Raw genomic sequence first — 26,055 nt, forward strand, 5'->3', positions numbered from 1 at the left:
GCAGGGCCTGGATGACGCGGATGTCGGTGCCGAGCTCGAGCAGGTGGGTGGCGAAGCTGTGCCGCAGCACGTGCGGGGTGACGCGCTTGTGCAGCTTGCAGCGCCTCGCCGCCTCGCGCAGCGCGTTGCGCACCGCCTCGTGCGAGATGACCGAGCCCTGCTTGCGACCCGGGAACAGCTCCGGTCCAGCGGGTCTCTCCGCCCGCCAGTAGATGCGCAGCGCGGTCAGCACGGGGGCGCTGAGCATCACGTACCGATCACGCCCGAGCTTGCCATTGCGGACGTGGATGAGGTTGCGCTTGCTGTCGACGTCCTCGACCCGCAGCGAGCAGACCTCATCGATCCGCAGACCGGCGCCGTACGCCGTCAGGACGATCGTGCGCTGCTTGACCGAGCCGATCGCGTTGAGCAGCGCCTCGACCTCGGTGCCGCTGAGGACCGGCGGCAGCTTCTGGGGTACCTTCGGCCAGGGGATCGCGACGGCGACCTCCGGACGCCCGAGCGTGGTGGCGTAGAGGAACTTGATCGCCGCCACGTACTGGTGCTGCGTCGCCTCCGCGATCTTTCGCTGCTCGGCGAGGTAGAGCAAAAACGCGCGCACCTCGTCGAGACCCATCTGCTGCGGCGGCTTGCGGTGGTAGGCTACGAAGGCCCGTGCGCAGCGGAGGTAATTGTCGCATGTCGACGGCTTGTATCGCCGCAGCTTCAGGTCTTCGGCCATTCGATCGCGGAGCTGTCCCATCGCTGCCCTCCTGGTGAACGCGGCGCCCGGGCAGGGGCGTCGCGAACGGCAGGGTGGGCAGGGAATGAGGCGGCGGGCGGCGAGTCCTGCGCGGCGCCGGGCGCTTTTTTTCGCAGTGAATACCGGCAAAAGTCGCGCTGCGGCAGCAATGACCGCCGTGACAACCGCAGCGAAGACAAGGATCCGAGCCGCGGCAGGAAACCTCGGCTCGGTATCCGCAATGCTTAACGGAGCAGGGCCCGCAGCAGCTTCTTGAGCCTCACGCCGAGCTCCTGCACCTCGTCCGCATCGCGCTAGCTCGCGGCCCCGAGCGCCGCCACCAGGTCCATGGCTCCCAAGGTCTCGTGGAGGCTACGCGGGGCGCGAGGGCGGTGTCGTCTCGCGATCGCGGTCGTCGTCGCGGTCGACCTCAGCAGGGACAGGAGCTGCCGCGAAGCGGCTTGGTCCAAGCGTCAAGCCTCGGGCCTGGGGAGCTCGCTGTGACCGGACCGTCGCGTCGGGCCGCGGTGGTCGCCTCGCTCGCCAGCACCCTGAGCCGCGCCGTCGCCCTCGGGGACGCGGCGGCGGCCCGAGTCGTTCACGAGGAGATCGGTCGGCTGCTCGGACTGCCGGTGGCGCCGGCGGGGTGACCAAGCTTGGGCCGAACGTCGAGCCCGCCGCTCGCGTCGACTCGCTGCCGAAGCCATGACCGCCGCCACCCACGCGACCTCGGTCCGGCCCACGTCGAGGCGTTCCTCACGCATCTGGCGACCGACCAGCACGTCAGCGCCTCGACCCAGAACCAAGCCCTCGCCGCCATCCTCTTCCTCTACACCCACGTCCTCGCGCCCCCCCTCGCTCGGCACGTCGATTTCACCCGAGCGAAGCGCCCCGCGCGCCTCCCCGCGGTGCGCACGCAGGCCGAGGTGAGCGCTCTCCTGGATCGCATGACCGGCGTCCCGCTCCTTTTGGCCTCCCTCCTGTACGGCGCCGGCCTCCGTCTGCTTGAATACGCCGAGCTCCGCGTGAAGGACCTCGACCTCGAGCGCCACGAGATCCTCGTTCGCGACGGCAAGGGCAGGAGGGATTGAATCACGATGCTGCCGCTCCGCCTGGTCCCTCCGCTCCGCGGTCACCTCACCGCCGTGCGCGCCCAGCACGCCGCCGATGGCGCGGCCGGCGCCGGCTTGGTGACCCTCCCCGACGCCCTGGACCGCAAGGTTCCGAACGCCGGCCGGGAATGGCCCTGGCAAGGGCTCTTCCCCGCGACGCGGCCCTATCGCGACAGGGAGACAGGTCAGCTCCGGCGGCATCATCTGCACGAGACGGTGGTCCAGCGCGGTGCGAGAGGCCGCCCTTGCCGCCGATCTATCGAGGCGCGCGAGCTGCCACACCCTGCGTCACTCCTTCGCCACGCACCTGCTGGAAGCCGGCTACGACATCCGCATCATCCAGGAGCTCCTTGGCCAGCGCGACGTGAGCACCACGATGATCTACACCCACGTGCTGAACCGCGGCGGCCTGGCCGTCCGCAGCCCCTTCGACGGCCCCTTCGGTCCGAGGTCGTGAGCGGACCGGTATATGTCCGGCAACGTCCCGATGAAGCAGCCGCGCCGTGCCACCCAGGCACGACGCGGCGCGACACCTCCGGCTGTGCGTCCGCCACGCCCCCTCCACGCGCCCCCGACCCCCCGGGAAGGCGGCGACTGCCGCCGGAGTTAGACGGATCTACCCTATGGCGCTGGACAGCATTTGGACCTTGCGGCGCAGAGCCGATCCGTGAGACTTTCCGTGGGGGAGGTCACAAAGGCGACGAGCTAGATAGACCTGGTCCGGCGGCTTCGGTTGACCAATCGACTGATAGTTGGGCCGACCGCAGCACGGACGTGAACGCGTCCGACCCGCGCCCGGTGCGTCCTAACGCGCCGCGCCGATTGCTGCACGGATGGATCACGTTGCTTCGTCCCTTGGGGCGCGAGTCATACGGGCGATAAACGCCCTATGTCTCAACCACCCCTTGACAAATTGTCGCACGCTCGCCAGCAATTGTCGTTCTCGTTTTCCTGGAGCATGCCGTGGCTGAGTTGACTAGAAGTCCCAAGGCCCGCACAAGTCTAGTCTTGCCTCCTTGCCCCCTTCCTCGACCGGGGGAGGCCGTTACGTGGTTCGAGGCCGCCCGTCGAGAAGTCGGCGTGCTGACAGGCCACAGCGGAGCCGGGGCGCCGATCATCAGGGGACAATTCGGTCGCGAGCACCGACCTTCCTCATTCCTGGCGCTCCGCGTCCTCGATCCTTTCAAGCGCCAAGGTCCGGCGTGGGATCACCTCCCTGACACATCGTTGTGGGAGCCTTCGGAAAGTGAGGTGTCTCGATTTGATGCCGCACTTACCACAAAGATTCCACCGGGGCACGAATATATAGATCTTGTCGACGAGATCTGGAACCGTGGTTTCGAAGTATTCCTCGTTGGTGGCACAGTGCGCGACGTGCTGGCCGGAGAGTCTGCGAACGATGTCGACCTGGTAACGTCAATGCCACTCGCACTGGCACTCGATGTTCTGAGGCCGATGTTTCGGAATGACGCGCTTCGGGTCCATCCGAATACTGGGTTCTGCCGACTCGGTGGCACTCCGGCGTCGGGCGATCCGTTCATCGACCTTAAGATGGTGTGCCTCGACAATCTAGGCACTCCAAATGCTCAGTTCGGTGCAAGTCTGCAGACGGATGTTGTTCACCGAGATTTCGCTTGCAACGCGCTCTACTACGACCCGAAGAACAAACTAATTGTCGATCCGACGGGGACGGGGCTCGCTGATGTTGAGCGACGAAAGCTCACGTTAGTGTCGGAACGGACCCGGATCCTGAACATCGACGCTGCTAAGATTGCCATTCGGTTCTTCAAGTTTGTCTCGCGTGGCTACGAACCGCATGACAGCACCCTCGCGACAGTCCGGAATGATTACATTGTGGAACTGGCTTCGATGCCAAGGTCTCAACTCGTGGGCTATACGCGAACGCAGATCTTGTCAAAGCATGACGCCGCATCCTGGCCGTCAAAGCTTAACGACTTCCGCCAAGTCATGCACGAATTGGGGCATGCCGGCGAATGGGACAGGTATTTTGCGCCGGTGCTCGATGATATTGCGCGAGGTCGACCGTGAGCGACGAGGGACTCTTCTGCTTGCCCGTCGTTCGTGTCGGCGGAGTGTTTCGGCAGGCAACATCTGCTGACTGTTCGGTCAAGGACCTACTCCCCTACCACGAATTGTCGGCATTCCTGATGCGGCACTACACTGTCGAGCCAGCGACGGTGCATGTGTTTGGTCGCTCGGCCGATGTGGCGGTATTCGTGCCCAGGACCGATCCAGGCGACGTGGCATATATTCTGGTCGATAGCGACTTCGTCCCCGCTCTGCGAAAGGTGGAGACGTCCGCGCCTCGCGATGAACGTTCTGCGAGGCTACGCGATGCGCTGGCGCTCCATCTAGACGCTCTGGCCACGACATGTCGTGCTACCGATGGGTTGTTCAGTCCGACCAGACTGAACCTGCCCTATGGCTTCATTCGGCCAAGCTTGCAGCGTCGACGAATCGACATGTTCGGTTTGCCAAGTGGTCACGGCGGGGGTTCCGCACTCAAATGCTCAATTGAGGATGTCGCATCAGAGCCACGCGCCGTCATCTTGGGTGCGCCAGGGTCTGGCAAGACCACCCTTCTTCGATTTCTGGCCATGCGTCTCGCGGCGGAGTGCGTCGAAGGTGCGGACTCTGGAGAATCTCGTCCCGTGCCCGTTTATGTCCAGCTTCGGTCCCACGATTTCCGGAGTGATTTGTCTGCAGCGACGGTCATTTCCTCGTGGCGCGAGTCAACGTCGAATTCCACGACCCTGCGGTTCGCGTGGGTGCTCGACGGGCTTGATGAGGTGCCCTCCGCAAGCTTGGCGGCGGCGAAACGCGCCATTAAGACGCTTGTGACGAGAAGCAAACATGACGCCGTGTTCCTCTGCTCGCGCATCACGTCTTATGATGGATTTCTAGATACTGAGTGCGCACACTTCGAGCTAGAGCCGTTTTCATGGACCCAAACGAGCCAATGGATCCATCAATATGTACGGGAATTCGACGAGTCTAGAACGAAGTCGCTGTTGCATCACCTGGCCAATGTTCCGGAGTTACGAGCGATCGCTTCGAATCCTCTCCTTCTGTCGGTGCTGACGCATCAGTACCAGTTTGAGGGAGTGATTCCGCAGCAGCGGGTTCAGCTTCTTGAGAGGTTCGTGTCAACGCTGTGCGTCGACTGGGATTTGTCTCGGGGTGTTAGTCGCGGAGATTCAAGAGGCGTCCCGTCATATCGCCGAAGCACCGTGCTAGGTTGGCTAGCGTTCGAGATGAAGTCGCGCGGTGCGACAAGCCTGCGCGGCGAGGACGTCGAGTCATGGCTCGCCAAGTATCCACCGTTAGGTTCGAGTGGCGATTCTCTAAACCTCCTGCGAAAACTCGCGGAGGATACTGGCCTTCTCGTCGCGTCGAGGACAGATGGTGCGTGGGAGTTTTCCCATTCGGTCTTTTGCGACTACCTTGTTGCACGTCATCTCATATCTCGGACCGAGGATGTTGTGTCACTCCTGGAGGCTCTAGCTGAGGGCGATTCATGGCATGATGTATGGATTTTGGCTTGCGCTATCACTGATGATGCGCGGCCTCTGGTCGAGCGAGTTCTAGCGTCGCAGAGTCTGATGGATGAGACGAAGGCTCTCCTGGTTACCGGCGCGCTTGCACAGGGCTTGAACCTGGACGCTCAACTGACGGAGAAGTGTCGCGAGCTGCTTGGTGTGGTGTTCGCGCGGCACTCGGATGAACTCGCCGGAATGACTCAGCTGCACGCCACGCGATCCGGTCCGCGGCTCGCGGTAAGGCGTGCTTCACAAACTGGCAACGTTGGAGAGGAGACGCGTGGCTCGCGGAGCTTCGTTCGAAGCTTTTTGATGTTGTTGTACCGCGCTCGTTGGTGGCGGATGGCCCAGACGGTCGTTTCGGACATTCGAGTTCGAGGCGGCGCGCTGGGGGAGTACGCCGCGCAGGTGTTCGAGCAGGAAGGAACTCTGGCGTTGTCCGATCCCGCTGGTTCGACCCTCGAAGAGGGAATGGAGGAATTGATCATTGAGGTCGACACTTCCTCAAATGCGGGCGACTAATCGTGCAGCTCCGTCGGAGCAGATGTCGGGTGCGAATGTCGTTCGTCGGCCGTAGGTAGAGCGGCCCAACACGGGCTTACAGCCGGCGGCGCTTTGCGCCGCGGCTGAAGCCCGTGTTGGGCCGGCAGAGTGCGGGGACGCAGGCACGATCCCGACACAGGCGGCAGCGCATCGAAGGGCCCGGCGACGGGGCGGCGAGCGAAGGAGAATCGTTCGGCGCTGCGCCGCCGGGCCAGGCGCCGACCCCGATCGGTGATGCCGCGGGCCTTAACCGCGAGCGACGCGGCGGCGGAGGGCGCCCCGTTGGGCCACACCAGAGCCGCCCTCGGCGGCGAAACAGGCGGAAACCAGGAAAATTGCTACTGTTTCCGGCGACCGCTCGTCATCGACCGGCTTTTCTGGCGGGAATCTCTCTTTGTCAACACCTCGGACAGCCAGAAGCTCGACGGTCCAGGGCTCTCCTTCGAAGCTAATCGGCGACGGATGACCCCGCCGCCCAGGGCGCGAGCGCGAGCTGAACATCGATGTTGTCGACCTCGCGGAGCGCGTCGCACCGTCCCGGGTGGAGACCGAGACGCTCGCACGCGGAGAGGAGCGCGACGTGAACCGCCCAGGTAACCTGCGGCGGCTCGGCGAGCAAGGGGAGGAGCGCCTCGACCTCGGCGTGCGCGCCGAGCTTCGCGAGCGCGTCGACGGCGCCGCATCGGACCGGCTCGCGCTCGTCGCTGCGCGCCAGCGCGAGCAGCCGGGGGATGGCTTCGTCCTTGAGCGCATGGGCCACGTACGTGTTCAGGGTCTCGAGCGCATGCGTGCCTGTCGTCCCGAGCTCACCGAGGTGCTCCCAGGCGGGCCCCGCGAAGGCCCGGTTCGCAGAGAGCTCGCCGAGCCAGTACATCGCGCTCTTCCTGACGTAAAAGGCAGGATCGCGGGTGAGCCCGAGGAGGGCCTCCTGCTCGTCCCACGCGGCGAGGAGCGACGTGGATCGGTCGCGGATCCAGGGATCCGGATGCCCCGCCAGGAACGCCGCCGCTGCGCCGCGATCCGCCGGAACTCCCGCTGCTCGGAAGCGGTCCGCGAACCGATGCTTCCTCTCCGCCCAGCAGCCGTCGAGATCGGCATAGAGCGCGAGGAGCTCGGCCATCTCGAGATCTGCCTCCGATCCGTGATCGCCGCCGGGCGAGGAGATCCGGCCGCGCGCGGCGGGATCGTCCGCCTCCGACGCGTCATCGTCTCCCAGGACGCCAAGGAGATGCCGGACCGGCTCCATCCACGCGAGGAGAAACCGCCGCTCGGCCGGCTCGGCGCGCTCGAGCGCCCACCGGAACCTCCCCTCGCGGATCTCGAAAGCGCAGGCGGCTGCCGCGGCGCGCACCCGCTCGTCAGGGTGCCCGCAAAGCGCGGCGACCGCATCGAGGCAGCGCCGGCTCGGGTAATAGTGGAGCGTCTCCAGCGCAGCGACGGCGACGTCGACCGCGGGATCCGCGGCGGCGCGCAGGAGCGGCGCCTCCGCCGCGACGGGCTCGTCCCATACCAGCGCGTCGGCGGCGACCTTGCGGATACCCGCGTCGGGGTGCCCGAGGGCGGCGATCATCAGCGCCTGGAAGCGCGGCTCCGAGAAGCCGAGCGCGAGGGCCTGTATGGCTTCCTTGTGAAGCGGGTGCGCGGAATCCCGGGCGACCGGCTCGATGAGGTCCGCCTCGGCGCGCTCCATGAGGAGCAGCGCGTGACGGCGAAGCACGATGTCGCCCTCCGCCCAGGCGGCCCTGAGCCAGGCGCCGCCCGGTGTTACCGAGCCGACTGGCTTATGGCACCGCGCCCCGCCTCGATGATGGCCATCTCGCGGCCGTTCGGCAGGGCTCCGTCCGGCGACGGCCATTGCGGGTGTTGCCCCGACGTCGCACGGCGCGATGGGCATCCTGCCGGCCACCGTCCGTCGCGGCGAGGCGATGGCCATCGTGGACCTGACACGACTCGGCCCGCGAGGCCGACGAGCTTCGCGGGCTGAGCGCCGCCGTTTAGCCGAGCGACGAGGAGAGCGTGAGCGTCTCCGCGACGCGGGCCACCGCGTCGCGGTCGACCAGCTTGCGCTTCCGGCGGGCCGATTCGCGCATCGCCGCCGCGGCGAGGCGGTCAATCTCGCGCAGCGAGCCCGACGCGAGCTCATGCAGGGCGGCGAGCGACTCGCGCGAGAAGAGCTCGTGGTCCGCGCCGGCACCCTTCAGGCGGAAGGCCACGTACTCCACCGTGTCCTCCACCGTGGCTGGCTCGATCATAAAGCGGTGGTGGATGCGCGTGAGCAGCGAGCGGTGGGAGCGTAACGCCATGCGGCCCTCGAGCTCCGGCAGGCCAACAAGGAGGATCGACAGAAGAGCACGGCTGTCCCACTCGTGGTTCAACAGGATATGCAAATGCGCCATCATGTCCGGGTGCAGCAGATGGGCCTCGTCGAGCAGAAACACCGGATGCACCTGGTCTCTGCGCAACTCGTGGACGTGCCGCTCGACCGCGAGGAACAGGCTCGCGGCGCTCGAGGTCGGCTGCAGGCCGAGCGCATGGCAGAGGTAGCGGTAGAAGTCGCGCCGGCCGAGCGTCGCATTGTGGCAGTAGGTCAGGCGAAATCCAGCCTGTGGTAGCCGGTGCCGCAAGGCCCGAAGCACACACGTTTTGCCGACGCCCGGCTCACCGACGAGGAGCACGCTGGCGCGCTCAAGAAGCGCGGCTTCGAGATCGTCGACGAGCACCTGCTTCGACGTGGGCAACCACAGCTCGGCATCGTCGAGCTCCTTGGAGAAGGGGGCCGTGCGAAGGCCGAAGAAGCCGAGCTCAGAAGATCGCATCGAGATCCTCCTCGGTATCGACGTCGTCCGCGCCGGGCGCCAGAGCCGCATCGCGCGCGCTCTTCACGAGCAGGGCGCCGGCCGGGTCGAAGGCGACCGGCTGCCCCGCGGGCGACTCGCCGCTCTTCGTGACACGGCGTGGTGGCCGCTTGACGTGCGCGTTGTGTACCGGGTCGACGAGGCGAAGCGGGATGCGCTGCCCCTCGATCTCGACAACCGGGGCGAGAGGCTCGTCGAGCAGGCAGTAGGCGACGATCACGACACGGCCGGCGAGGTAGCCGTGATCGAGCTCGTAGAGCCGCCCTCGGACCGAAACGGTCGTGTCTCGGCGCACGCGCCGGCGCTGCCGCAGCGTGAGCGCTTCGCGCAGGCGAGCCTCGGAAAGGGCGTCGACCTCGCGCTGCCCGGGCGCGTACACGAGCCCGGGCGCGCGCCCCATCAGTCCGGCGTGCGGGGACGGATGGTAGTGGACGTCGACAAAGGCCTGAATACGAGAGGAGATGTCCTCCAGCGACGTGATCGAGCCCAGGTGGTCGAGCACGTTCTCTCGAAGCGTTCGCCAGAATCTCTCCATCTTGCCGCGCGCCTGCGGGTCGTAGGGGCGCGCATGAAGCAGGGTGATCCCGAGGCGCGAGCAGAAGAGGCGCAAGGCGTCGCCACGGTAGGTCGCACCGTTGTCCAGATACAGCGCGCTTGGAACGCCCTGGAGTCGGAGGGCGCGGACGAGCAGCCGCAACATGGTGTCTTCCTTCTCGTCGCTCTCGACCGAGATGGCGACGATGAAACGTGAGGCATCGTCGAGCAGGGCGTGGATTCGCACGGGGACCCTGCGCCCGGCGAGATGGAGTGTCGGGCCGTGGCAGACGTCGCCGTGCCAGAGCGCGTCTGGGTGGTCGGCTTGCCACTTGAGCCGAGTCGTCGGCCCCTTGCCGTCACGCTGCGGGATCTTGTCGAGCCCCTCTTGGCGGAAGAGGCGACGCACGGTCGAGGCGCTGACCGTGGCGCACAGGCGTCCGTCGGCGCGCAGCGTGCGCAGGATGAGCGGCACCGAGGCCGCCGGGTGTTCCCGCCGGATGTCGCACAGCAGTTGCCGCAGCACGGCATCGAGCTCGCGGCCGCGCCCGCGGTCGCTACGGGCGCGAGGGCGGAGACCTTCGAGCCCTCGCCGGCGATAGGCATAGAGCCAGCGCTCGAGGGTCGGCACCGAGAAGGAGCGCGTGCATGCGCCGCCGGGCGGGCGCAGGCGCTGGATCGAGAGGTCGCGTAGGGCTTCAGCGAGGTCGCCGTGCTCGAGATCACGAGCGCAGATGTGCCCGATGACGCCATGGCGGAAAATGGCGATTTCCTCCGAGTGATCTTTGGATTTGAGGATGTCCACGAACGGTCCTTTCCACGGGTGCGTTTCGACGACCCGTGTGGACCCAGTGCCTCATCTTGCCGCCGCCGTGCCCGATCCTATGTGGTGGAGTCGCCGGAGCCCGCGTTTGCCGGCAGATGGGCATCATGCTGCGAGCGCGGCGCCGCGGAACGCCAGGTGAGGGGCGCGCTCGCCCGCGTCGCCCCGGGGCGACAGCGCGACGAGCTGCATCGCCGTGCGCTCGGCGATCTGCACGCGGGTGCTCTCCGCGCCGTGACGTCCGAGCCGCGGGAACAGCTGTCCGCGGCGACTGGCCTCAATCCATCGCGACGGCGCGAGCCACCGCTCGGCGGCCGCGACGCCCACGATCGCGCAGCTGCAGACCTCGGCGCGGACAGTCGGCGTGGTCGCGCCGTCGAGTCCGACGCGAGCGAGCACCCAGCCGATCGCCGACGCGGTGTAGCGACGCCGGGGCAGCAGCCCGCGGGGCACCACGACCACGATCGCGCCGCAGGCGCTGCATCGATAGCGCCGGGCGTGCACCGTGACCAGCTGCGGAGCGCCACCGGCCTGGAGCGGGCCGTAGACCTGACGCTCGCGCAGGCCGTGGCCGCGCATCCTCAGCGGGCCGTCGACGGGCCGGCCGGCCGCGTCGCAACAGGGACAGCGCGCCGGCCGCAGGTAGTGAACCGCTGGCACCGCCGTCATCCAGCGCTTGATATCGACATCGGCTTGAACGATCCTGCATGAGCTCCGCTCCTGCACGGTGTTCGGAGCACGACGAGGGGAAGACGGGTCGCCACAACACGCATCCCCTCGTCGCCTATTTTGTGGCCGGCTCCGCGCCGCTGCTCCGCTCCATCGGCCCCGGCCTTACGTCAGCGGCGGCGCTGACGTGGTGCAAAGTGGAGTGATAATTTGTGACACGGCTCCGGAATGCATGAGGATCGAAGCGGCGAGACCGCGAGGCGGAGGTTTTTGTGAGAATTTTTGGTGGGTACGGGGAATGCAGAACGGCGAGCACCGGTCGACGGCGGAGGCTCTGCATCCACCCCGGCTCCCTCTCCCTGATCCGCACCGACTCCCTGATGGACGGGCACAGGCCACTCAGGAGATAGCCATCACGAACAGGGATCAATATCGGGGCGAACTCCACTACTGGGAGGGCGCGGTAATACCCGGCGGATTCCCGGCGCTCCTCAGGATCGCGCCCGCAGCCTCGCGCGCCGCCTCGGGCAGCTCGCGCGCCTCCACGATGCGCATGAGCCGCGCCGCCGCGCGGGGGTCCTCGACGCGCGCCAGGGTCGTCGCGATCTCGTCCCGCTCGGCCTCGGGGAGCTCGGGCAGCACCAGCCAGCCGAGGAGCCGATCGGTCCACGACCGGTCCTCGGCGCGCTGGATCTCGTCGTGGGGAATGGCCTGGAAGCTCTCGCGGCGATCGTTCACGGTGACGCCCGCGATCCTATCAGCTGGCGAGGCGCTCACCGAGCGGCGGATACGTGCGCCGGTATCGAGCAGGAAGAGGCGGGTCGAGCGGCGGATCGGCTCGGCCAGGAGAGGCCCGCCGTCGTTGCCGGAGGTCGAGGGCTGGTTGCGCTGCGCCCCAGCAGCGTTTACCGGCGGGCGCGCCGGTCAGCCGTGAACGCGGCAGGGACCTGCTCGACGGGAACGGCCGGAGGTCGCATCAGGGGAGCGGCCCCCACAGCGTGCCGCATTTACCACCCGTGTAGTTGATGCCGCTTCGAGGGATACGGCTCGTCCGCTTCGAGGGAGAAGGGAGGGCAATCCGATTGGGAGGTGCCGACTCGCTTGCGACGGCACGCCGCAGCGGGGTCGATCGATGCCAAGCCGGATCGCGCCATGGGCCGCTGCAGCGCGAGCACTCGCTCGGTCCCTCACGTGTAGAAGTTGGATCCCCTCGTGTAGATCTCGAGCTGCCGTGTCTAGACGTCGAGCTGGCCCATTCGCCTGCCTCGCCCGCGCCTTCCGGCGTCGAGCCCGGCCGCGAACGCCAGCACGAGCGTCACGCCAGTCACGACGAGCACGCGATCAGCTCGTCACAGACGGCGTTTCAAGTCACCTACCCCGTGACTGCATCTCGTTGGCTGGAGTCTAGTGTGCAGCATCGCAAGGCGCAAGATCTGTCCGCACCAATTCGGTGCGCCCGATGCCGGCGCGCGATGGTCTGACAGCACATCATGGAATCATCCAGCACGGGAGTGCGCGCTTCACCTTACCCCCCGGCGCAGTCTGCTCCTGTTGCAGTTGGATTGTTCTACTGTCCGCCGTCGCGTCGGGCCTCGCGGCAGGCGGAGCGCAAGCGCGCGAGCATCCGGATTTCACGCCATCGAGAGCGGGGCGAGCCGCCCCCTCACTTGCCCCGCGTCTTCGCCGCCTTCTGCCGCCGCACCATCTCCGCGATCCAGACCGGCGCGAACGGCGGCGTGCAGCCCGGCGACGCCGGGTAGTCCTTGAGCACCTCGAGCCGCTCGCCGATGGCCACTGCGCGGGCGCGCAACCCGGGGTTGTGGATGCCGATCTCGGCGAGGCAGTGGTTCATCGACCACTGCTTCGGGCCCGGCGCCGTCTTCATCTCCGCCTCGATCTGGTCGAGCAGCGCGGAGAGGTCGAGGCCGGCTGGGCTCTTCACGACGCGATCCGTCGTCAGGCTCCAGCCGGCGCGCCCGACCAGCTCGCTCGCGGAGTCCTTCCAGCGGACACGCAGCTCCTCGACGTGGCGCGACGCCTTGACCACGTTGACGATGAACCAGTCGAGGAGCTTGGGATAGCCGATCTCCCGGACCATCGCGTCCAGCTCGTCCGCCGAGAAGGTCTTTGGCTTGAACACGAGCGTCGCCAGGAGGCGGGCGTCGGGGTCCCCGGTGCGCCACAGCTCGCCGGCCAGGGCATGGTCCGTCTTCAGCTGCTTCGCGAGCGCGCGGAGCTGGGTGAGGTTCACGCCGTGGGCGTCTCCGGCGCGGGCGTTGACCTCGCGCATCTTCTCGTTGCTCAGCGCGGCGAGCTCCCGCATGACGTTGGTGAGGTTCATGGTCTGGAGCTAGCCGTACCCGCGGGCGCCGTCCAGCGGCGCGGCGCCGCCTCGATCGGCGACGCGGATTGGTTGTTGAACCAGCGTCGTTGTTCCAGGAGGGCCGGCATGCCCCTCGCTCACCTTGTAGAGCCGCACGTTCGCGTCGCGGCGCCGGAAGATCGCCGCGAGCAGCAATACCACAACCTATCATTCACACTGAAAGCGCGGGGCAGCTCGAGGAACTAGCCGACATCCTCAGCAGAGTGGCGTACGCTACTTCAGCACCCGCGCTGCGCGGGGGGCATCGGGGTCAGTATGCATTCAATGCACGATCGCCAGCGGCCAGCGTACCGCCAGGTCGGCGGCTTGCTCATCGGCGGAATCGTCCTTTTCGGCTGCGGAAGCACGGTCCACGACGAGGACACCCACCCTTCTTCCGGAGGCACAGGTCACTCGGAAGGCACCGGAGCGACAGGCGGCGGAGCATCGAGCGGCGGAACGGGCGGGAGCGGCGGCCTTGGGAACGACGCAGGGAACACGACCGCCGCCGCGGGGAACTCGGGCGGCAGCGGAGGGGCGTCGGGCGGAGCAACCGGCGAAGGCGGAGGGACGTCAGGCGGAGCCACGGGCGAAGGCGGAGTGGGGTCGGGCGGAGCCACGGGCGAAGGCGGAACGCCGGGCGGCGGAGGAGCAGGTGGCGCGCCGGACGACAGACCCAAGATCTGTCCTGATGGCTCGTTCGATCATGACGGCGACCCAAGCAATCCCTGCAAGGCGTGGTCGCGATGCCCCCCGGGTCAGTACATCGCGAAGGAAGGCACCGACACCAGCGACCGCCAGTGCGTGATCTGCGGCGATGGTACCTTTTCGACGATGCAGAACGTGCGCGCGTGCACGCCCTTCACGGATTGCGCGCCCAATACATATGTGAGCCAAGCCGGATCCACGACGGCCGATCAGCGGTGCAGCGCCTGCCCCAGCGCGAGCCAACCCGCGCCGGGAAGTCAGTGCCTTCCGGCGGGAGCCTGCCTCTTCTCGGGCGCTTGCGAGCCCGGCACCGTGCAAGTCGCAGCCGCAAGCGGAGCCACACCGGCGGAATGTGAGGCCTGCAACACCGGCGATTACTGCGCCGGCGGGCTCACCCCCCAGGTGCGTTGCGACAACGGCACCTGGGATCACGACGGTGATCCCGCCACGTGCTGCTCCCCGTGGGCCACGTGTGCCGCCGGCACGTACGTCTCGCGAGCAGGCAGCGCGGCCACGGATCGAGAGTGCACGAGCTGCCCGTCTGGCAGCTTCAGCCAGTCCTCCAACATGGACAAGTGTTCGCCGTGGACGGGTTGCGCGCCGGCTTCGAGCTCATGGCCACAGGGCGGTGTGGCGACCGCCGGAGCTGCAACCGCGGACGCCGTATGCGCCGACCCTTATTACAGATTCGGTTCGGAGGGCTGGTACGGGGCCTTTGCCGTGGCGGTCGACGGCGGCGGCAACGTTTACGTCGCGGGAAACGCCCACGGCGCGCTCGGACCGGACGGCGGTGAATCGGACGCCTTCGTCCGCAAGCTCGATGCGCATGGAGCCGTCGTGTGGACTCAGCGGTTTGGGACATCGAGCGACGACCACGCCAAGGGCGTGGCGGTCGACGGCAGCGGCAACGTCTACGTGGCTGGAACCACGGGGGGCGGGCTCGAAGGTGCCAGCGGAGGCTTTGGCGACGCGTTCGTGCGGAAGCTCGACTCGAGCGGCGCGACGCTGTGGACGCGGCAGCTTGCCACGTGGCGTTCGGAGTCGGCAAACGCCTTGGCTGTCGATGGCCAAGGAAATGTTTATGTTGTCGGAACCAGCTACGGCGGCGGCCAGGACACGGGTGAGGCGTTCGTGACCAAGATCGACACGAACGGCGCGCCGGCGTGGACTCAGCTGTTTGGTGGGCCAGATGAGGACGAAGCCATGGCCGTAGCGGTCGACGGCAGCGGCAACGCCTACGTCGGCGGGTACACCTCCGGTGGCGTCGTCGCAGGCTCGGACCGAGGACAGCGGGACGCCTTCGTGCGCAAGCTCGACTCGAGCGGCACGACGTCATGGACTCGGCAGTTCGGCTCCACGGAGAACGACTTCGTCTTCGCCGCGCGCGTGGACGGCAGCGGGAACCTCTACGTCGCGGGGAGCACCGCCGGCGAGATCGGCGGCCCGAGCGAGGGCTCCCCGGACGCCTTCGTGCGCAAGTTCGACGCAGGCGGCGCGACGTCATGGACTCACCAGGCCGGCAATGCGTCCTACGACTACGGCTTTGCCCTGGCAATAGACGGCAAGAACGACGTCTACCTCGTGGGATCCACGAGCAGCGGCGAAGAGGACGTCTACGTGCGCAAGCTCGACGCGAGCGGCGCAGCGCAATGGACCAAGGAGATCGGGACGCCGCGCAGCGACACGGCGCTCGCCGCGGCCGCAGACGCCGACGGCAATCTGTACGTCGCCGGGTACACCGGCGTGTTCTTTACCACGTCGGACGCCTTCGTCCTGCACGTGCCCGCCGAATGACCCTGGGCCATCCGCCCGGCGCACCGCATCGCCGCCCGCCTGGAGCGCCCTGGCACCGGAAAGCTGGTTCACGCGGACCAGGCCATGTTGCAGGAGCGCAGCCCGCGTCAAAGGCTCATGCCCACGCCCACGCGGAGCCGCATGGCCACCGCGGGGCCGACCTCGCCCTCGTCGCTGCCCGCGCGTTGCTGCTTGAAGACGTACGTCTGCGCCGCCGCCTCGACACCGAGGTAGAAGCCCTCCGGCAGATCGATGTTCACCCCTGTATCGACGCCGAACGCCCCTGCCAGGCCATGGCGGTCGGGCGCGCGCCCGGCGGTCTCGAACCGCTGCCTCATGACGGCGAGGCCGACGTTCAGCCCGACGCCGAGGCTGATCACGGGAAGGTCCCAGGAGCGGGACAGGCGCACGTCCAGGCCGAGCTCATCATCGCTCGCCGTGAGGTGCTCGTTCTGGAAGGCGCTGCGGCACGCGCTGAGCCGGGGCGCGACGCCGAGGTGCTGGAGCTCGATCCCGTACCCGACGAAGCCGCCGTGACAGAGCGAATCCCCGGGGACAAGGGGCGTCCTGAGCTGATAACCCGCCACCGGTCCGTGCGCGACCTCGCGGACGCCGCCGCCCTTGCGCACGAGCCGGGCGAACATGACGCGGCTCAATCGCTCGTCGCCGACATCCATCGTCTGCCCGGCCCCGGCGTCGACGCTCCCCTCCAGGAGAAAGTCGGGGCCTCGCCCCCGCACGAAGTAACGGCCAGGGCGCAGGCTGACGGTCCGCGTCGCGTCGCTCGCCCCCACCTCGGCCACCACCGCGCCCTCGCTGGCGTCTCGCATCACGAGGTAGGCCCTGCCGGCAGGAAATCGGAGCACGCCCCGGAGCGACGCATGGACCGGCAGCTCGGTCAGGACGAGCTTGCCCTGGCCGCGGAGGTCGTAACGGAAGGTGGGGTGTTGCGCCCCGGCCCACGTGCGGCTCGTGGCGCGCAGGGTGCTCTCGTACGCGTGGCGGTACGCCTCCTCGAGGGAGACGGCGCCGTCTCGATCCGCGTCGGCCGTCCCGAGCAGCCCCGAGACGAGCGCGTGGGTGAAGAACGACCCTTTGAGCTCATCGGACTCCTGAGCGTCCTCGTTTCCGGAGCTCGACGTGAGCGTCACCATCCCTTGCCCGGCGAGCCGCTGATCGAGCTTGATGACGAAGGGGGGCGCGCTCGTGCCGCCCTTGACGCGCGTCAGCGCCCCGGACCGGCACGAGTCGACGATCAAGAGCCGCGCCGAGGCCGCCGAGCCGCGGACGAGCTGCTCGAACTCCGTCAGCGAGAGCGGCGTCGGCCCGAGGTGAAGCGCGTTCGCGTCGGCGTGGCCGGAGTAATAGACGAGGTAGAGGACATCGGTGTCCGGGCTCGAGATGGCCGCGCGGACACGGTCGTTCATCGTGATGAGCGTGCGCCGGACCGTCTCCGCGCCCTCGCTCCGCAGGAGCACCAGGTTCGCCGGGGGAAAGCCGCCGAGGTCCTTGAGCACGTCGTACATCTTCGACGCGTCGTCCTCCGCGTACCGGAGCTCGACCTCGCCCTTCTCTCCGGCGTTGTTGCCGATGAGCACCGCGAAGCGCTCGATGCGCGCCTCGGCCGGGGCCGCCGCGGCGGCGACGGCCAGGCCGCACGCCGCGGCGGCGAGCGCCGCTCTGCGACGGCGGATCACCGCGACGCCGCGACCTTCTCCGCCGTGAGCGCGTCGACGTCGCAGCCCGGCGGGGCGGGCGGCGCGTCGGGGTGCGCCGCGAGCGCGGCCCGGAGCGGCTCGACCGCGATCGCCTCCGAGCAGAACAGCCCGAAGATCCGCTCGGTGCCGAGCGTGCCGTCGAGCACCGTGCTCTGGGGGAGGAGGACCTCCCGGCCCGGCTCGATCCGCGCCGCGACAGGACCGCTCGGGTAATAGACGCTCGCCTGGGAGGCCCCGTCGACGCTCAGGATCACGAGATATCGCGCTTCCGCGCTGGAGTACGTGAACTGGATCGCGTCGCCTGGATGGAGCCTCTCGCCGGCGCCGCCCGGCAGGACGCTCCCGCCGCGCTTGACGTAGAAGCCGATGTGCTCCGCTCCCTTGATGCGCTCTCCGGGGATCTCCGCGTCTCGCCCCTCCGGCGCGGCGTGGAAGCGGAAGAAGAAGAGCGCCGCCGCCGCCGCGGCGAGCGCGCTCGCCGCCGCGGGCGCCAGCCATCGGCGCGGCGGGCGGACCTTCGCCACGGCGCGGCGCTCCGAGATGGAGGCGCCGCGGGCGAGCCGCAGGGGCGGCGCCGACGCCGCGAACGAGGCCCGCGCCGCCTCCATCTCGGAGCGCCGCGCCGAGCACCGCGAACAGCCAGCCACGTGCGCGCCCGCCTCCTGCGCCGCGGCCGGGTCGAGCTGGCCCGCCATGAGCTCGTCGAGCTTCAGCTCCGAGAGGCACCCTTCGGGTCGCGTCATGGACTCGAACTCCCTTCTCTCATCCGGTCGGAGAGCGTGGCCTTCAGCCGCTCCAGCAGATTGCCGACGTGCCGGCGGGAGCAGCCCATCACGCGCGCGATCTCCTCGTGGGTCATCTCATCGGAGTAATAGTGGACGGCGACCTGCGCGAGGTCGCCCGGGAGCTGCGCGAGGAGCTCCCGCGTGAGGAGGGCGTTCTCGGCGGACGCCGCCGCGCTCTCTTGCTGCAGGGGTGCAACGTGGGTGTCGAGGAGCCGCAGCCGGTTCTTGTGATCGCGGATGCGGTTCAGGCACGCGTGCGTGGTGGCGCCGTAGAGCCAGCCCACCATCGGGCCCTTGCCGTCGAGCTGCCCGGGCTCGCCGAGCAGGGAGGCGAAGACATCCTGGAGGATCTCCCGCGCTTCCTGCTCGTTCCCGAGGAGCCGCCGCGCCCGGCGCAGCACGAGGTGCCCATGCTGCCGGTAAGCCGCCTCGATCAGCGACACCAGCGCCTCGCGATCCTCCACGTCCGAGCGTGTACCACGATCAGTGCCAGTCGGGGTACGTCAAATCCGCGGAGGGCGCCATCCGGACGGTGAGCGACGTGCTCGACCCGCCGGCGGAGGGACGGATCTTGACCTTCACGTCATAGCCGGCGCAGGCGTTGTGCTCCGCCTCCGTCGTCGCCGCGGCGTCGCAGGCGTCGAAGGCCGCTTGCAGCTCTGCGTCCACGTCGCCTTCGCGGCTGACCACATCCATGACATGGAATCCGGGGGAGAGCTGTCCTCCGAAGAGGTTCGACCAGAAGCCGCCTTCGGCCATCTCGCTCTCGACGTACACGATCACATGATCCTCGTCGACGCCGAGCGAGGTGCCCTCCCCGGCCGAGGCCTCGTCGAGCGCCGCTTCGACGGTGGCGATGCCGACCCGGGTGTCCACGAGGCCGAACTCGCTGAAATCGTTGAGCGCGCTCTCCTGCGGGGGCGCATGGATCGACAGCGTGAAGCTCGCGGGAAAGCTCCCGGTCACCGCGGTCTGGACGGGGTAGTTTTCGACATCGCCCTGGGTGTTCCAGACCAGCACGGCGTCGACCGGCCCCGCAGGCGCGACGTCGAGCTCATTGACGATCGTCCCCTCGACCGTCAGCAGAGCCTCGCCCGGATACTCGGAGCCCACCTGGGGGTCGCCGCACGCGGCGAGCAGGAGCGGAAGAGCACAAGAGAGCATCGAACGAAAGTTCATGACATTTCTCCTTGAAAAAAACAACGAGCAACGGTGAACGAGCAAACCAGCCATCCGCGAGAGGACGCCGCACGCCGCGCGCGCCGTCAGCGCCGTGGTGCAGTCGCGCCGCCGACGGAGCTCTCCTGGATGCACGGCGGGGCGCCTGCCGTTCGGTGCAGCGCGGCGCCCCAGAGGGGGACCCGCCTTCGCTGGCCCCTTCGACCTGGAGAGACCGCAGGGGTCCCGGTTTGGGCACGGGTCGATGTCGATTGTTCGCCGTACAGCTTCGACGCAAAATTACCTCCCCACCATCCGAACGAACCAGCTCGGGCCGATGACGCTCGAGTCGCGCAACGCTGGCTCAAGCTGCTGGCCGCGCGCCGCGCGCATTTCCTCCTGCACCCCCGTGAACGCCGGCGCCCGGCGCGCCCGCGGCGCGTGGCGCATCGGTTGCTATTCGACGTCGCCAGCAGGCGCTCGAACGCAGACGGCGAGGCCGCGTGGAGGTTCCCGACCCACGCACGTCTGGCCGGAATCCTCCGGCCGATGCCCGCCCGACGACGCCCTGCCGACACGACAGAGAAAGGAGCCTTGCTGTCATGAACAAGATCGCCGTGCTGTTCGGAGGCTGTGTTGCGCTCGCGTCGATCGCGGCGGCCTCTCCCGCCCAGGCTGGCTGGACCGGCTACGTTTCGGAAGAAGACGCCCCCGCCTACTGTCCCGGCCCCGAGGCCGCCACCGGCTTCGCATGCTGGGGGGATTACTGCGACGAGGTCGCGCTGCACTGCAATGGATTGCCCTCCTGGAGCTCTCTGGACATCTCCACCAGGTACTGGACGAGCTACTTCTCCGAGGAGGGGGACAGCGATCTCGGCGAGCTGGTGTGCTCGGACGGCCCGAGCGGCGGCAGCTGCGAGGCGTTCGAGCTCGGCGACAACGTGCGCTACTGCTTCGGTGGCCGCGGGAACAAGGGCATCGTGACGGGCATCGATTGCGCGGACAGCCACTGCGACGAGATCTCGCTCGAGTGCACCAAACCTGCGGTTGGGCGCCTCACGAGCTGCTCCTGGTCGGACTGGCTGTCGGAGGAGGAGTGGTACGTACACTTCGGCACGAACCGGTTCATCACGGCGGTGGAGTGCAGCGGCGACTACTGCGACAACAAGCGGTTCTACGTCTGCTCGCTCGTCCAGTAGCGGCCCGGGCGCTGCGGCGCTCGCCGCGGGGTCGGCCCGGCGCCTCGTGCGTCGCGGGGCGCCGAGTTGTGATACTGCTCGTCTCCCGGGGGGAGAAGGAAAGCACCATGTCGGAGTCGAAGCTCGCCGCGCCGCAGATGGTCATCGACAGCCGTATGCTCTATTCGAGCTGGGTCCCAGCGGATCCGGCCGCCGCCGCGGCGCTCTTGCCGGACGGGATCAGGCCGGCGGAGAACAAGGCCATCTACATGAACCAGTACGTGGTCGACAAACCGGAGCAGACCTCCGGCTTCGGCGCCTATTCGCTCACCTACCTGGGGCTGGATCTCGCGGATCACACGACGCCCGACGGCGCGAGCCCGGCCCGGTTCTTCACGCACTACGTCAACTCCTCCGAGACGGTGCGCCGGTACGTGCGCGAGCGCGGCGTGCCGGCGTCGCCCGGGGCGACGACGCTCGAGCTGCACGGCAGAGAGCTCGTGGCGACCACCTCGGTCGACGGCGTGCCCATCATCCGGACCACGGCGCTCGTCGGCAACAAGATCGGCGTGGTCGCGCGCGGGCACCTCGCCTACGTGACGAAGGTCGACGGACGGCTCGTCGCCGGCAACTACCCCTATATCGCGGACATGGCCGACCCGTACGAGCTCCTCGCCGTCGAGTTCCTCGCGAAGGATCACCCGGTGTACGCGCTGCGGCCCGGGAGCCCGATCCAGGTGGTGAAGAGCGCCTCGTGGTACTCGCCCCGCAGCTCCTTCGTGTATCCGGGCGGAGAGCGGGACCTCTTCTGAAGGCCCCTCCCCCGGCCGCCCTTCGCTCCGGCGCGGCAGCGCGTGCCGGGAGCTGAAGCATCCCCCTCGAATCTTCCGGGAATATTCACAGGGAGACGGGGAGACGGGGAGACGGGGAGTAATTTTTTTAAAACTCCCTGTCTCTCCGCTTCCCTGTTCCATATTCCGCTACAATGCCGACCCAATGAGATGATTCGTCAGTACCAGGAGTTCACCGGGACGCCAGGAGAGCCAGGATTTTCTCTCCCTGGCGTCCTTGCGCCGGATGGCTCGACTTCACGTCGTCCGCCCCGCTTCGTCCGAGCGCCAGAGCGCCGTCCCCTGTAAGCCCGCCGCCGCCATGGCAGGGCGAGCGGCCCTGTACCCATCCTGCCCGCGCCGGCGAGCGCGCGCGCACCCACACCGAAGGACAGGCGGCCAGGGTGGATTGGATGGGATCTCGCCAGAGCGCGCGGCCGCGAAGGAGGGAAGGCTGGAAGACCCACGAGCGCTTGGTCCTCGATCGTCGCGCCGCGGGCGGCGACGGAGACACGCGCGGCCCCGTCGTGCACAACGCGGGTGCGGGTACGTCGGTTGCTCCGAGCCCGTCCGCGGCCGGAGCCGGCCGCTCGTACAAGGGAGAGAACGAATGAATCGACTGATTCGACTCGGAGCACTCTCGGCCTTCCTGTCGCTCGTCCTCTGGGGCGGCAAGGACGTGGCGGCCGCTCCGATCCCCGCCGCGCTGAGCAGCAAGCAGCTCAAGGACCTGACGACCGCGGACGAAGGCACCACGTGCCAGTCGCTCACGCCGAACCTCGTGCTCACCAGGCAGGATACCTGCGAGTTCGTCGGGCTCCTGTGGTCCACGGTCGGGCAGGCGTGCACCGTCGTCAGGGACAAGTGCCTGGCCGAGGGCCAGCAGCCGCCGGCGCGAGCGGACGAGGCGGCCACGGCGAGCTGTCTGCCGCCGGCCGAGGCGCGCGTCGGCTGCACCGCGACGGTGGCCGAGTACGAGGCGTGCATGCTGGCGAACGCCGAGAAGGTCCGAGCGCTCAGCTGCGATTCCACGACGAGCGCGCTCGAGGCCCCCGTCGCGGCGTGTGACCTCATCGCGCAGAAATGCCCCGATCTCGGCAACACCGACGAAGGCCAGGGCCAGGGCGAAGACCAGCCCTGACGCCGCCGCAAGGCGCGCCCCGCAGGACCCTGCCCGCCTCGATCCGGCCGCGAGGCGCGCCGCGGCTACAGCGCTGCGCTGCCGATCTGCTGGATCGTCGCCTCCACCCGCAGCCGCTCTCGCTGCTCCGGTGACGACTGGATGAGCTCGTTCAGCTTGCTGTAGATGACATAGAGCTTTCCGTCCCGGAGCACGCCGGTCGTCGGATAGACGTCGCCGAGCCGCTGGACCGCGCGCAACCTCGCGGTGCTCCAGCCGTCCTCGCTCGACAGCGAGAACGCGGCGTTCGACGCGACGCCAGCGGCCTGGTTCGCGACGACCACGAGATCTTTTTTCCCCACCAGGGTCAGCCCGTCGCCGCCCACGAACCGCTCGGCGACATCGACCCTGGCGAACCGCGAGGGGTTCGCGAGCGGCACCTTGAACAAGCTGCCATCACTCTTCTTGACCACCAGCAAATAGCCATCGGGGTGGACGACCACCCCGTTGAGGTTGATCCCATCGCCGGCGAATTGCTCGTCCCGCAGGAAGACGGCCGCGTTTCCCTGCGGATCGACCTTGTAGATGGTCGGCGAGAAGCTGTCGGTCACGTAGGCGTTGCCGGCCGAGTCCAGGGCGATGCCGTTCACGAGGTGAGCGCCGGGGGACAGCGGCGCGAGATCCACGTAGTGGATGGCCTTGCCCGTGGAGAGATCGTAGACCCCGACGGCGGCCAGGTTCTTCGGCCCCGCGGCAGATGGCTTGATGCTCGCGCCGAGATCGGAGCTCACCGCCCAGAGCCGCCCCCGCTCGACGTCCACGGCGATGCCGAGCACCGAGCAGAGGCGTGGGTCGTCGACGACACGGGAGACGCCGCCATCGCCGTCCACCGCGTAGATCGCGCCCTCCCTGAACGAGCTCACGAGGAATTTGCCTCGGCTGCCGTCGAATTCGATCGTCTCCGGATACAGCGCTGGCCTGTGGACGGTGATGGGCTGTCCCGTGCGCTCCAGGGTGACGACCTCCGCGCGCGCGCAGCCGGCGGCCGTCAGCCCCATCGTCGCGACCGCGCACAGAGCCCGGGCGGTCAACCCCGCACGCGCCGAGCGCGCAGCCGTGCGCCACGCGCTCGGCGTCCTCTTCATGATCGACATGTCAGCTCCTGTTCTGGACAGGCCCGTGCGGTGTGCGGAGCGCGCTACCGAGGCGCGCTGCCGGACGCCCGCGGGCGCCTCTCCCACGTCGTCCATTCGTCGACGAATCGCTCTTCGATCCAGGCCTTCGCGGCGCGCGCGTGCCTCAGCTCCTGGCGCAGCTCGAGCACGAGCACGGCAGCCTGGGTGTCCTCGCGCTGCGCGTCGGGGAGGAGCAGCGCTTCCTCGAGCCGCGCCTCGATCTCCTGCTCACGGCGCGCGAGCTCGACCATCTGCTCGCTCGCCGCGGCCGCGTCGGGCGGCGATGCCGTCGCGTCGAGGGCAGCGCCACGATCCCGCGCGAGCGCGCCGCCCGCGCCTGACGCGAGCAGCGGCGGCCGCGCGCGCGCCACCTGGACGCTCAGGCCCGCAGCCGCCACGCCGGCCGCGGCGAGGCTGGCGATGGCCCGCCGCCGGCCCCGAGGGCGCGGCGTGGATCGCGCCCGGCTCCCCGCATCCAGGAGGCGCCTGACGCGCGGAAGGAGCGCGCCCGCCGAGCGCGCCATGGCCGGGACCAGCGCGCGCCGCGGGGCGAGCGACGCGCCCGACGCGACCTGGACCAGCGCGCGCGCCAGACCGAGAGGATCCCCCGTGAGCTCGACGGCGCGATCATCGCAGGCGAGCTCCGCTGTCTGGCGGAAGCGGGACGACGCCCAGTGGACGAGAGGATGCGCCCACAGGACCGACTGCACGAGGCCAGCGGCCGGAAACCACAGCCCGTCGCGGCGCTCGATGTGCGCCAGCTCGTGCGCGAACACGGCGTCGACCTCGGCGTCGGTGAGGGCGGCGAGCCTCGCCAGCGGGACGCAGATCTCGGAGGCTCCGATGACGAGCGGGCTGCCGACACCGGCGCTCTCCGTCAGCGCGACCCGGCGCAGCCCGATCCGGGCGCGCAGCCGCTCGAGCCGCTGGAGCAGCCGCGCGTCCTGCACCTCCCTGCGCCCGCGGAGCCCACGCCACAGCAGCAGCGCCGACGAGGCGAACCGCAGCAGCCCCAGCGCGGCCGCTCCGGCCGTGCACGCGGCGAGCAGGTTCCACCCCTGGCTTCCCCCGGCGCGCCACGCCGGCGATCCGGCGCCGGCGCTCTCCCTGGTCGAGCCGCCGGCGTCCGGCGCGGCATCGAGGACCGCCGGCGCGGGGGCGTCCTCGATCGACAGGACGGCGATCTCTCCAGGAGATGCCGTGTCCCCGGGCGCGCGCTCGAAGCCCCATGACATCGCCGCCGCGAGCAGCAGTGTCGCGAGCGGACCGAACAGCGCCATCTTCCAGAGCAGGTGCCGCGTGGAGGACGAGAGGGATCTCCGTCGAGCCAGGAGCGCCGCCGCCCCGGTCCACACCGCGGCGTGGATCGAAGAGGTGAGCAGCAGCGCCAGCCAGAGGGCGGCCATGCCGGGCCAGGCGCCCGGCCCCGCGAGCAGGTGGAGCGCCAGGATCACGCGCCTTTCTCCTTGATCAGCCGCTGCATCTCCTCGAGCTCTTCAGGGCTGAGCTGCTCCGACTCGAGGAGCTGCGCGGTGAGGGCCGACGCCCTGCCGCCGAAGAACGAGCGCAGCACGCGGTGGAGCACGCCCCTGGCCGCCTCCTTCTGGTCGACCGACGCGCGGTACACGAACTGCCTGCCAGACCTCTTGCGCTCCACCCACCCCTGCTGGCTGAGCCGCTGCAGCAAGGTCGCCACCGTCGTGGGAGCGAGCTCCCGCCCGTCCTCCGCCATCGCCGAGACGACGTCCCCGACGGTGCCTTCCCCGACGGCCCAGAGGGCCTTCATCACCGCGAGCTGCAGATCGGTCAGCGCTTCGGTTCCCACGACGACAAGTGTCGTTCATGGGCGGCCGTCCGTCAACTACAAATGTAGTCGCGTGAGCTCCGGGGCGGAGGCCGCCGGGATCCCGGGCCCGGTCGGGCCGCGCTTTACGTCGGCAGCTCCTCGAACTGGGGGAAGGCGTCCGTGATCTGATGCCAGGGCGCCTTCGAGCCGACGTGGATGTGGTGATCGGGCCCCTTCGCCGGCGCGCCGTCGAGCGTGCCGAGCTGCACGTGCGCGAACCGCTGCTCGCGGACGACGTCGTACACGGGCGAGAAGCATTGCTGGCAGACGCAGCGGTACCCGTCCTCGGACTCGCCGACCCGGAGCAGGTGCTCCCGCCCCGCGGTGACGCGGAGCCTGTCGATCTCGATCCCGCCGATGGCGGCGCAGGCGGCGCCGGTGCGCCTCCGGCACCTCGAGCAATGGCAGTAGAAGGCGTAGCCGAACGCGTCGTCGACCTCGAAGCGCACGGCACCGCAATAACAAGCTCCGTTCAACATGGCCCGTTGATCTCCCTCGAACGCGGCGCCTGAGAGCGCCGCTCCGGCTCCCTCGAACGCGGCGCCTGGGAGCGCCGCTCTGAAC

The 26,055-nt window shown here is 68.7% G+C and carries 24 protein-coding genes and 1 pseudogene; 9 read left to right on the forward strand and 16 right to left on the reverse strand.

The genetic code is table 11. The features are described 5' to 3' along the window. Positions 1-43 precede the first annotated feature (43 nt). Positions 44-742: pseudogene (locus WME73_RS35885) on the reverse strand (tyrosine-type recombinase/integrase); the annotation flags it as partial. A 479-nt stretch (positions 743-1,221) separates the two neighbouring features. Between WME73_RS35885 and WME73_RS35890 the strand changes: the two are divergent. From WME73_RS35890 to WME73_RS35910, 5 genes are all read left to right on the forward strand, one after another. Continuing rightward, positions 1,222-1,371, forward strand: a complete 150-nt coding sequence (locus WME73_RS35890) for a hypothetical protein (protein WP_437912460.1) — start codon at positions 1,222-1,224, stop codon at positions 1,369-1,371. Between the two features lie 6 nt (positions 1,372-1,377). Next, complete coding sequence (locus WME73_RS35895; RefSeq protein ID WP_437912461.1) at positions 1,378-1,812, forward strand: phage integrase N-terminal SAM-like domain-containing protein; 435 nt, start codon at positions 1,378-1,380, stop codon at positions 1,810-1,812. A gap of 250 nt (positions 1,813-2,062) precedes the next feature. Then, positions 2,063-2,290 (forward strand): tyrosine-type recombinase/integrase, encoded by a 228-nt coding sequence (locus WME73_RS35900; protein ID WP_437912462.1) that lies wholly within the window; start codon positions 2,063-2,065, stop codon positions 2,288-2,290. Positions 2,291-2,913: 623 nt separating this feature from the next. Then, a complete protein-coding gene (locus WME73_RS35905) occupies positions 2,914-3,882 on the forward strand; it encodes a hypothetical protein (protein WP_437912463.1) in 969 nt (322 codons plus the stop codon). Then, positions 3,879-5,915, forward strand: coding sequence for an NACHT domain-containing protein (locus WME73_RS35910; protein ID WP_437912464.1), 2,037 nt, complete (start codon positions 3,879-3,881; stop codon positions 5,913-5,915). Before WME73_RS35905 ends, WME73_RS35910 begins: the two co-directional genes overlap by 4 nt. A 469-nt stretch (positions 5,916-6,384) precedes the next feature. On the opposite strand, the gene WME73_RS35915 is transcribed toward WME73_RS35910, so the two are convergent. From WME73_RS35915 to WME73_RS35945, 7 genes are all read right to left on the reverse strand, one after another. After that, positions 6,385-7,653 carry a hypothetical protein gene (locus tag WME73_RS35915; protein ID WP_437912465.1) on the reverse strand — a complete coding sequence of 423 codons (1,269 nt, stop codon included), beginning with the start codon at positions 7,651-7,653 and terminating at the stop codon, positions 6,385-6,387. 277 nt (positions 7,654-7,930) lie between these two features. Continuing rightward, on the reverse strand, positions 7,931-8,674 hold the full coding sequence (locus tag WME73_RS35920) for an ExeA family protein (protein ID WP_437911985.1): 744 nt from the start codon (positions 8,672-8,674) through the stop codon (positions 7,931-7,933). Between the two features lie 64 nt (positions 8,675-8,738). Continuing rightward, entirely contained in the window at positions 8,739-10,130 is a 1,392-nt protein-coding gene (locus tag WME73_RS35925; protein WP_437911984.1) for a DDE-type integrase/transposase/recombinase, read from the reverse strand. A 123-nt stretch (positions 10,131-10,253) separates the two neighbouring features. Next, positions 10,254-10,817 carry a DUF6431 domain-containing protein gene (locus WME73_RS35930; RefSeq protein WP_437911983.1) on the reverse strand — a complete coding sequence of 188 codons (564 nt, stop codon included), beginning with the start codon at positions 10,815-10,817 and terminating at the stop codon, positions 10,254-10,256. A 447-nt stretch (positions 10,818-11,264) separates the two neighbouring features. Next, positions 11,265-11,555, reverse strand: a complete 291-nt coding sequence (locus WME73_RS35935; protein ID WP_437912466.1) for a hypothetical protein — start codon at positions 11,553-11,555, stop codon at positions 11,265-11,267. Between the two features lie 925 nt (positions 11,556-12,480). After that, the gene (locus WME73_RS35940; protein WP_437912467.1) at positions 12,481-13,158 is read right to left on the reverse strand and encodes a DNA alkylation repair protein; all 678 of its coding nucleotides are present in this window, start codon (positions 13,156-13,158) and stop codon (positions 12,481-12,483) included. A 9-nt stretch (positions 13,159-13,167) separates the two neighbouring features. Continuing rightward, the gene (locus WME73_RS35945) at positions 13,168-13,341 is read right to left on the reverse strand and encodes a hypothetical protein (protein WP_437912468.1); all 174 of its coding nucleotides are present in this window, start codon (positions 13,339-13,341) and stop codon (positions 13,168-13,170) included. 1,266 nt (positions 13,342-14,607) lie between these two features. Here WME73_RS35945 and WME73_RS35950 point away from each other — a divergent pair. After that, complete coding sequence (locus WME73_RS35950; RefSeq protein ID WP_437740860.1) at positions 14,608-15,681, forward strand: SBBP repeat-containing protein; 1,074 nt, start codon at positions 14,608-14,610, stop codon at positions 15,679-15,681. A gap of 107 nt (positions 15,682-15,788) precedes the next feature. On the opposite strand, the gene WME73_RS35955 is transcribed toward WME73_RS35950, so the two are convergent. The 4 genes from WME73_RS35955 to WME73_RS35970 are packed head-to-tail and all read right to left on the reverse strand — an operon-like array spanning position 15,789 to position 19,363. After that, positions 15,789-17,378: a caspase family protein gene (locus WME73_RS35955; protein ID WP_437912469.1), complete on the reverse strand. Its 1,590-nt coding sequence runs from the start codon at positions 17,376-17,378 to the stop codon at positions 15,789-15,791. Next, positions 17,375-18,142 (reverse strand): DUF4384 domain-containing protein, encoded by a 768-nt coding sequence (locus tag WME73_RS35960; RefSeq protein ID WP_437912470.1) that lies wholly within the window; start codon positions 18,140-18,142, stop codon positions 17,375-17,377. The genes WME73_RS35955 and WME73_RS35960 overlap by 4 nt, the downstream gene beginning before the upstream one ends. Then, a complete protein-coding gene (locus WME73_RS35965) occupies positions 18,139-18,648 on the reverse strand; it encodes an RNA polymerase sigma factor (protein WP_157907086.1) in 510 nt (169 codons plus the stop codon). The genes WME73_RS35960 and WME73_RS35965 overlap by 4 nt, the downstream gene beginning before the upstream one ends. A 19-nt stretch (positions 18,649-18,667) precedes the next feature. Then, positions 18,668-19,363: a hypothetical protein gene (locus WME73_RS35970; RefSeq protein ID WP_437740863.1), complete on the reverse strand. Its 696-nt coding sequence runs from the start codon at positions 19,361-19,363 to the stop codon at positions 18,668-18,670. Positions 19,364-19,944: 581 nt separating this feature from the next. Between WME73_RS35970 and WME73_RS35975 the strand changes: the two genes are divergently transcribed. The 3 genes from WME73_RS35975 to WME73_RS35985 all read left to right on the forward strand — a co-directional run bounded on the left by WME73_RS35975 (position 19,945) and on the right by WME73_RS35985 (position 22,491). After that, entirely contained in the window at positions 19,945-20,541 is a 597-nt protein-coding gene (locus tag WME73_RS35975) for a hypothetical protein (protein ID WP_437912471.1), read from the forward strand. A gap of 107 nt (positions 20,542-20,648) precedes the next feature. Beyond that, complete coding sequence (locus WME73_RS35980; RefSeq protein ID WP_437740865.1) at positions 20,649-21,332, forward strand: hypothetical protein; 684 nt, start codon at positions 20,649-20,651, stop codon at positions 21,330-21,332. Between the two features lie 628 nt (positions 21,333-21,960). Continuing rightward, on the forward strand, positions 21,961-22,491 hold the full coding sequence (locus WME73_RS35985; protein WP_437740866.1) for a hypothetical protein: 531 nt from the start codon (positions 21,961-21,963) through the stop codon (positions 22,489-22,491). Positions 22,492-22,556: 65 nt separating this feature from the next. Here the strand turns inward: WME73_RS35985 and WME73_RS35990 are convergent, their stop codons facing one another. The 4 genes from WME73_RS35990 to WME73_RS36005 all read right to left on the reverse strand — a co-directional run bounded on the left by WME73_RS35990 (position 22,557) and on the right by WME73_RS36005 (position 25,970). Next, positions 22,557-23,624 carry a hypothetical protein gene (locus WME73_RS35990; protein WP_437912472.1) on the reverse strand — a complete coding sequence of 356 codons (1,068 nt, stop codon included), beginning with the start codon at positions 23,622-23,624 and terminating at the stop codon, positions 22,557-22,559. Positions 23,625-23,668: 44 nt separating this feature from the next. Beyond that, positions 23,669-25,099, reverse strand: coding sequence for a M56 family metallopeptidase (locus WME73_RS35995; protein ID WP_437912473.1), 1,431 nt, complete (start codon positions 25,097-25,099; stop codon positions 23,669-23,671). Then, complete coding sequence (locus WME73_RS36000) at positions 25,096-25,470, reverse strand: BlaI/MecI/CopY family transcriptional regulator (protein WP_437524485.1); 375 nt, start codon at positions 25,468-25,470, stop codon at positions 25,096-25,098. The genes WME73_RS35995 and WME73_RS36000 overlap by 4 nt, the downstream gene beginning before the upstream one ends. A gap of 104 nt (positions 25,471-25,574) precedes the next feature. Continuing rightward, positions 25,575-25,970: a GFA family protein gene (locus tag WME73_RS36005; RefSeq protein ID WP_437740869.1), complete on the reverse strand. Its 396-nt coding sequence runs from the start codon at positions 25,968-25,970 to the stop codon at positions 25,575-25,577. Positions 25,971-26,055 lie beyond the last annotated feature (85 nt).

Origin of the sequence: Sorangium sp. So ce302, assembly GCF_051530145.1 — a bacterium.
In the GTDB taxonomy this organism is placed as follows: domain Bacteria; phylum Myxococcota_A; class Polyangia; order Polyangiales; family Polyangiaceae; genus Sorangium; species Sorangium cellulosum_B.